General features: G+C 70.7%; 1 protein-coding gene and 1 pseudogene. Both read left to right on the forward strand.

Going from position 1 to position 1,942, the window contains the following annotated elements; all coding sequences use genetic code 11:
• A pseudogene (locus NBZ85_RS30745) lies at nucleotides 1-241 on the forward strand (hypothetical protein); the annotation flags it as partial.
• A 276-nt stretch (nucleotides 242-517) separates the two neighbouring features.
• Nucleotides 518-1,792, forward strand: coding sequence for an FAS1-like dehydratase domain-containing protein (locus NBZ85_RS30750; protein WP_261559468.1), 1,275 nt, complete (start codon nucleotides 518-520; stop codon nucleotides 1,790-1,792).
• Nucleotides 1,793-1,942: the final 150 nt, after the last annotated feature.

The following is a 1,942-nucleotide window of genomic DNA, read 5'->3' on the forward strand; positions in this document are numbered from 1 at the left end:
CGCCCCGGCCGCGCCCGCCCTGACCGGGTCTGATCCGTCGGCGGGGGTGGAGCCTGCGGCTGGTCCGCCCGCTGCCGACGAGCGGGCCGGCGGGGCCGAACGGCGTGCCGCGGCTGTCGTCGCGGCCGCCCTGGCCTGCCTCGACGTCGCCCAGAGCGCGTGGTGCGACGCTGGCGGCCGTGCGTCGCTCGCGGCACTGCTCGACGAGGCGATGGGCGCGGTCACGCCGTTGGACGGGTGAGTCAGGCACGTAGCCGCCACGCTCACCCCGGCAAGATCTTCCCGTGGAACTGCTTCTGCACCACCTCGAACGGCCCGCATGCTCCGGGAGAGCTTGTCACCGAAACTCGCCGTGGAATCGGACAGCGACGGGGCGAGGTCGATCGGCCGGGTGCGCCGGCTGGCCGCGGGTGCGGCGGCCGGGAGCGCCCTGACCAGGAGAGATGGGCAGTCCTGGGCGTCTGCGGCGCGCCCCGAAGAGGCGGACGGGAACATAGTTATCTGTTATAACTAGGTGATGGATGAGAGTGCTGAGCGCTTCGGTGTCCTGACGGACGCGGCCTTCGAGCGGTCGCGCAGGCGGATCGGGGTGCCGCAGCCCCTCCCGAACCCGCCGCACAACTACGAGGTGACCTGGGACGCCTCCCGGCATTTCGCCTACGGCTACGGCGACGACAACCCGCTGTACTGCGATCCGGACTACGCCAAGGGCACCCGGTGGGGGACGCTCATCGCGCCGCCGACCTTCCTGTACACGATGGGCGAGGACGCGGCGCCCAGGCCCGACCCGGAGACGAAGGCGCTGCTCAAGGGCGACCCGTTCGCGGGTCTGGGCTCCTACCAGGCGGTGATGGAGTTCGAGTGGTGGCGCCCGTTCGCCCTCGGCGACCGGGCCCGCTGCCTGCGCACCCAGGTCGGGGTGGTGGCGAAGCCCAGCTCCTTCGGCGGCCGCACCGCGCACGTCACCCACGACTTCATCTTCGCCAATCAGCACGGGGAGCCCACCTGCCTGCAGCGCGGCACCTGGATCAACGCGGAGCGGCACACGTCGCGGGAGCGCAGGAAGGAACATGACCTGCCGGAGCCGTATTCGGCGGAGCAGTTGGCGGAGATCGACTCCTTGTACGCGGCGGAGTCGCGGCGGGGCGGGGAACCGCGGTATTTCGAGGACGTGGTGGTGGGGGAGGAGCTGCCGACGAAGGTGAAGGGTCCGTTGACGACGACGGACGTGGTGGTGTGGCACCTGGGCTGGGGGATGCAGCTCACTCCGCCGGGCGCGTTCCGGTTGGCATACCGGGTGCGGGCGAAGGCCCCGGGGTTGTATCCCGCGAACGCCCTGAACATTCCGGATACGGTCCAACGGTTGCACTGGGAACCGGCACGGGCGCAGGAACTGGGGTTGCCGACGTCGTACGACTACGGCGCCATGCGGGAGACGTGGCTGTGCCATCTGCTGACGGACTGGATCGGTGACGAAGGCTGGCTGTGGAAGCTTTCGGTGCAGCACCGCCGGTTCAACTTCGTGGGGGACACGACGTGGTTGAAGGGCCGGGTGACGGACAAGCGGCAGGTGTCCGGGCCTGGCGGGGCCGAGGTCCGCAACGAGGTCGAGATCGAGGTGTGGGCGGAGAACCAGCGGGGGGTGACGACGTCGCCGGCGACGGCGGTGGTGCTGTTGCCGAGCCGGACGGGTGGCCAGGTCGTCCTGCCGACCCCGCCGGCCGATTCCCCCGACGGCATCGTCCGCCACGAGATGGACCGCATCGCGGCGGAGGCGAACGCCGGGTCCTAGGCCGCGTAGTCGGTTGTGATCAGGACGGTGTGTCCGCGCCGCTCGATCCGGATCATCGAGGCGTCGACGTGAGCGCATGCCATGGCCATGGCCATCGAAGTCGTCGATGGCCGTCGGGCTTACGCCCGGCCTCGCGGCGCGGTTCCGCGG

It is taken from the genome of Frankia tisae, from assembly GCF_025403405.1.
In the GTDB taxonomy this organism is placed as follows: Bacteria; Actinomycetota; Actinomycetes; order Frankiales; family Frankiaceae; genus Frankia; species Frankia tisai.